General features: G+C 37.2%; 3 protein-coding genes. 2 read left to right on the top strand and 1 reads right to left on the bottom strand.

Annotation, left to right across the window (positions count from 1 at the left end):
* The first annotated feature begins 90 nt into the window (after positions 1-90).
* Both BA053_RS05120 and BA053_RS05125 read left to right on the top strand, forming a co-directional pair.
* On the top strand, positions 91-2,844 hold the full coding sequence (locus BA053_RS05120; RefSeq protein WP_167347177.1) for a tetratricopeptide repeat protein: 2,754 nt from the start codon (positions 91-93) through the stop codon (positions 2,842-2,844).
* Positions 2,825-3,475: a tetratricopeptide repeat protein gene (locus BA053_RS05125; RefSeq protein WP_082941392.1), complete on the top strand. Its 651-nt coding sequence runs from the start codon at positions 2,825-2,827 to the stop codon at positions 3,473-3,475. The genes BA053_RS05120 and BA053_RS05125 overlap by 20 nt, the downstream gene beginning before the upstream one ends.
* A 75-nt stretch (positions 3,476-3,550) precedes the next feature.
* On the opposite strand, the gene odhB is transcribed toward BA053_RS05125, so the two are convergent.
* Positions 3,551-4,723, bottom strand: coding sequence for a 2-oxoglutarate dehydrogenase complex dihydrolipoyllysine-residue succinyltransferase (odhB, locus tag BA053_RS05130; protein WP_065094674.1), 1,173 nt, complete (start codon positions 4,721-4,723; stop codon positions 3,551-3,553).
* Positions 4,724-5,293 lie beyond the last annotated feature (570 nt).

Consider the following 5,293-nt stretch of genomic DNA (forward strand, 5'->3'; position numbering starts at 1 on the left):
TTTTTCTCATCTTTACCCCGTACTAAAATTTCAGATATTATAGCCTTTTACTTGTTTCCGGACAACCTCTTAGGAGGCTTTCGATTTGATGTGAGAAATCCAGTAGGATCGTTCACTGGAAGGACAGAAGAATTACGAGAACTACACAAATTAATACAAAAAAGTCAAGGTGTAGCCACAGTAATATCACAACTAGTTTCTATCTGTGGTTTGGGAGGAATAGGTAAAACTGAACTAGCCAGAAAATATATTGAAAAGCACAGTAAAGATTATGACAACAATATTATATGGATAAATGCTGCAACCTATGAAACTATAGTGCAGTCTTTTTTCAGATTAGCTAAAGGTCTTTTAGGCATTCCTACAGAAGATAGGGATATTGAATCTATTGTAAGAGACATATACGCTTTTTTCGCCAAGAGAAAAAGTCTCTTTGTTTTCAATAATGCAGAAAAATATAGAAGTGAAGGTCAAGATGCTGGTATTAGTCAATTTTTACCGTCCCACTTTTTATCATCTGATGATAATAAACCTAGTGTTCTGATTACCTCTCGTAATCAGAAGTGGGGAGATATAAAACCGTTAACATTGGGTACATTTACCGAACCAGAATCAATAGACTTCATTAAAAAAGCACTGGGTATAAAAGATGGATCACAAGAAAATGAAATAAAGAGTTTAGCAGAGACATTACAGCATTTTCCTTTAGCTCTGCAGCAGGCAGTTGCATATATAAAAGAAAGGGATATAGCATTAAAGAATGTAGGCCTGAGGTTTGAAATCAGTGATTATTTAAAGAGGTATAAAGAGGAAGCAGAAAAGTTACTTGATTTTGAATTTCCTGAAAACAGCAATGATAGTTACACCGAGACAACTTTTATAACCTGGAGAATTACTATTAATAAAATCAAAGATAACCAAGAGTACGGCCAACAAGCCAAAGAAATTTTAGATACCATCGCCTATATTGCTCCTGACAACATTCCTGTAGAAATGTTTTTAGGATTAGAGCGCAATAGAGAAAAGTTAGGTGATGCTATCCAACTACTTAAGCAATATTCAATGATCAACTCAGGAGAAGAGCAAAATTTAGTCAATATTCACAGGTTAGTACAGCAAGTAATAAGGATAGAGTTAGAAAAACAAGGCAAAAACAAAGTTGTGAAAAAGACTTTTGAATTACTAAAAGAAAGCTTCCCTGACGACAGTGATAAATTAGAAGATTATGCTAAGAAGCGACAATTATTGCCGCACTTAGAAGCGTTTTTATCACATATAGATAATTGGCTAGCAAAAAATCCTTCAGAAAAACAAACAATAGAAAAGGATTATCTTGTGTATTTGTTAATATGGATGAACGATGGATACCATGACTTGGGTAATCCCAGAAGACAAAAGGAGCTGCTTGAACAGGCTTTATCTATCTTTAAGAAATATTATGGGCCTTATAATTTTCAAGTTGCTATAGCGCTGGCAAATCTAGGTATCGCTTATGGGGATCTGGGTAATCATAGGAGACAAAAGGAGTTACTTAAACAGGCTTTACCTATTCTTGAGAAACATTATGGCTCTGACCATTTCCAGGTTGCTATTATACTGACAAACCTAAGCAACGCTTATGGGGGTCTGGGTAACCCTCAGAAAGCAAAAGAGTTACTTGAACGGGCTCTAGCAATTCAAGAGGAACATTATGGGCCTGATCATTCCCAAGTTGCTGTTATATTGACAAACCTCGGTATCATTTATGGGAATTTAGGTAACTATGAAGAAAAAAAGGAGTTGCTTGAACGGGCTTTAGCAATTCAAGAGAAACATTATGAGCCTGATCATTCCCAAGTTGCTAGCACATTAGTAGGTCTAGGTACCTCTTATAGAGCTTTAGGTGATTCTCAGAAAGCAAAAGAGTTACTTGGACGGGCTTTAGCAATTCAAGAAAAACATTATGGCTCTGATCATTTTCAAATTGCCATTGCATTGATAAACCTCGGTATTGTTTACGGTACCTCAGGTGATCCTCAGAAACAAAGGGAGTTGCTTGAACAGGCTTTACCTATTCTTGAGAAACACTATGGCTCTGATCATTTTCAAGTTGCCATTGCACTGACAAATCTAGGTAATGCTTATGGGGATTCAGGTAATCCTAGTAGGCAAAAGGAGTTGCTTGAACAGGCTTTACCTATTCTTGAAGAATACTATGGTTCTGATCATTTTCAGGTTGCCATTGCATTGGCCAATCTAGGTGATGCCTATGGGAATTTAGGTAATTCTCGGAAAGCAAAAGAGTTGCTTGAACGGGCTTTAGCAATTCAAGAAAAACATTATGGACCTGATCATTTCGAAGTTGCTAGAACATTAGTGAGCTTCGGTACCACTTATAGGACTTTAGGTGATCCTCAGAAAGCAAAAGAGTTACTTGAACAGGCTTTAGCAATTCAAGAGAAACATTATGGATCCGATCATTTCCAAGTTGCTATCACATTGACAAACCTAAGTAACGCTCATGGAGATTTAGGCAATCTTCAGAAAGCAAAAGAGTTGCTTGAACGGGCTTTAGCAATTCAAGAGAAACATTATGAGCCTAACCATTTTACAGTTGCTATAATACTAAAAAACCTAGGCGGAACTTATGGAGACTTAGGTGATTCTCAAAAAGCTAAAGAGTTGTTTGAACGGGCTTTACCTATTTTTGAGAAACATTACGGTCCTGATCATCTTGAAGTTGCTAAACTATTGGCAAACCTAAGTATTACCTATGGGGATTTAGGTAACCCTCAGAAAGCAAAGGAGTTGCTTGAGCAGGCCTCATTTATTCTTGAGAAGCATCATGTCCATGATTACTTCTAAAGTTGTTGAACTATGGGAAATTCTAGGCCCCGCTTATGGGGCTTCAGGCAGTCCCCAGAAGGCACAAAAATTTCTTGAGCAAGCTTTGCCTGTTTTTGAGAAATATTATGGCCGTGATCATTTTAAAGTTGCTAAAGTACGAGTGAGTCTCGGTAACGCTTACAAGGATTTATGTAACCCTCATAAAGCTAAAGAGCTGCTTGAAAGGGCTCTAGCGATTCAAAAGAAGCATTATGGGCCTGATCATTTTGAAGTTGCTAGAACACTAGCAAATCTAGGTAATGTTTACAGGGATTTAGGTAATCCTCAGAAAGCTAAAGAGTTGTTTGAGCGGGTTTCACCTGTTTTTGAGAAACACTATGGTTCTGGTCATATTCAAGTTGCTAAGCTACTGGTAAGCCACGGTGGCACTCATGGGGATTTAGGTGACCATAAGGAAAAAAAGGAGCTACTTGAACAGGCCTTTCCTATTTTTGAAGAACATTACGGCCCTGATCATCCGGAAGTTGCCAAACTACTGGCAGACTTATGTGAAGTTTATGGTACCTTAGGTGACCACAAGAAACAACAGGAGTCGTTTGCACGGGCTGTATCTATCTTTAAGGAACATCAGAGTCCTAATCATTTCTGAAGTTGCTAAACTGCTGGCAGAATTAGACAAAGTTTAGGTTTTGAGCAATACTAGACTAACAACAACTCATTTGAGCTACACTTCCAAAACTAATCTGTTTGGATCTTCTATGTAATTTTTTACCTTAACAAGGAAAGTTACTGCTCCTTTGCCGTCAACTATTCTGTGATCGTAAGAGAGAGCAATGTACATCATAGGTCTGATTTCTACTGCATTACCAACAGCAACTGGCCTGTTTTGTATTGAATGCATTCCAAGTATTCCAGATTGCGGAGGGTTTATTATCGGAGTGGAAAGAAGTGAACCGTATACTCCACCGTTTGAGATGGTAAATGTTGCACCTTCCATTTCTGATACTTGTAATTTACCCTCACGAGCTTTTTTGCCAAGAGCAACTAAAGTCAACTCAATTTCTGCAAATGACATCTGATCGGCACCCCGAATAACTGGTACAACAAGACCTTTATCGGTGCCAACAGCAACACCTACGTCATAGTAATGTTTATATATGATTTCATCGCCTGAGATTTCAGCGTTAATTTCAGCAATTTCTTTCAATGCTTGCACCGCTGCCTTTATAAAAAACGACATAAAACCAAGTTTTATTCCATATTTTTTTTCAAAGGCGTCCTTATATTTTGCTCTTAGATCCATGACATTCTTCATGTCAATTTCATTGAACGTGGTCAGTATTGCAGCAGTATTTTGCGATGCTTTCAAACGAGCGGCAATTACTTGCCTTATTTTGCTCATTTTTACTCGTTCCTCTCTTTGCTCTCCATTTACTACACTTTTTGGCAATTCATATTGTTTTATTGCAGGTTGTTCAGCTTTGTTCATATGGCCTATCACATCTGCTTTTGTTATTCTGCCTCCCATGCCAGTTCCTTTGACGCTTTCTGCACTGATTGCATTTTCTTCCATAATTTTACGAGCTGATGGAGCATCTTTTTTAGCAGCACTTTCGCTTTTATCTTCTTTTCTCGCTTCCTTTTTTACTTCTCCCATGGAAAGCTTCGCTAACAATTGATCAGGACTTATTACATCATCTTCTTTTATAAGAAATTCAGTTATTTGCCCTGAAGCTTCTGCAGTTAATTCGAGTGCTGTTTTGTCAGTTTCAATTTCAAAGATCAAGTCATCTACTTTTACTGCTTCTCCAATACCCTTCTTTATTTTTACTATACCTTCTGTAACTGATTCACCACCAAGAGTTTTTGGTGCTCTGATTTCTATAATTTTGCTCATAAAACAACTTCCGTATAAAACTTTCTATAGATTTATACATGAAAAGAGACATGTAATAAACTAATAAATTCATTGAGGCTCTTATCATTTAGAAGTGACAAACGGATAACATATTCCCAAATGTCATTCCAGCACGTGACGCTAGGCCATAAAAATTCCTTGACAAGCTTTGCTAGCCCCCCTATCATGGTACTGAATATTTAGTTATCTTCATCTGTGCAGATTAAACAGCAAAAAAAACAACGTAGTTGGCGTCTTATTTTTAATTTTTTGCACTATGTGCACCGTATGTCTTCACAACATTTCTGGGTTTTTACCTATATAAGCTGAAACGCGCTTACAAAGCGTTTAAGACAGCAAAAAACGTCAAATTGACAAGGGAGAATTTGAATGCTAGCTACCCTGGGTTTTCTTTGCCTTTTTTTTCACTCAGTAAATTTCTTAACGTTTATAATTTAGGTTAGTCGCATTTAAAAGCGGCTGAATCGTAGCGTTTAGAATAAAAAACGCCAATATTTTGAAGTACATATAAATAACTAGTTAACCATGGGGCTTCTTTTGCCTTTTTTT

The sequence above is a fragment of the Wolbachia endosymbiont of Nomada ferruginata genome (genome assembly GCF_001675785.1).
GTDB classification, from domain to species: domain Bacteria; phylum Pseudomonadota; class Alphaproteobacteria; order Rickettsiales; family Anaplasmataceae; genus Wolbachia; species Wolbachia pipientis.

Bases quoted from the DNA above. Each gene is read 5' to 3' on its own strand.
- BA053_RS05125 (WP_082941392.1), top strand. From the start codon at position 2,825: ATGTCCATGATTACTTCTAAAGTTGTTGAACTATGGGAAATTCTAGGC.
- odhB (WP_065094674.1), bottom strand. From the start codon at position 4,723: ATGAGCAAAATTATAGAAATCAGAGCACCAAAAACTCTTGGTGGTGAA.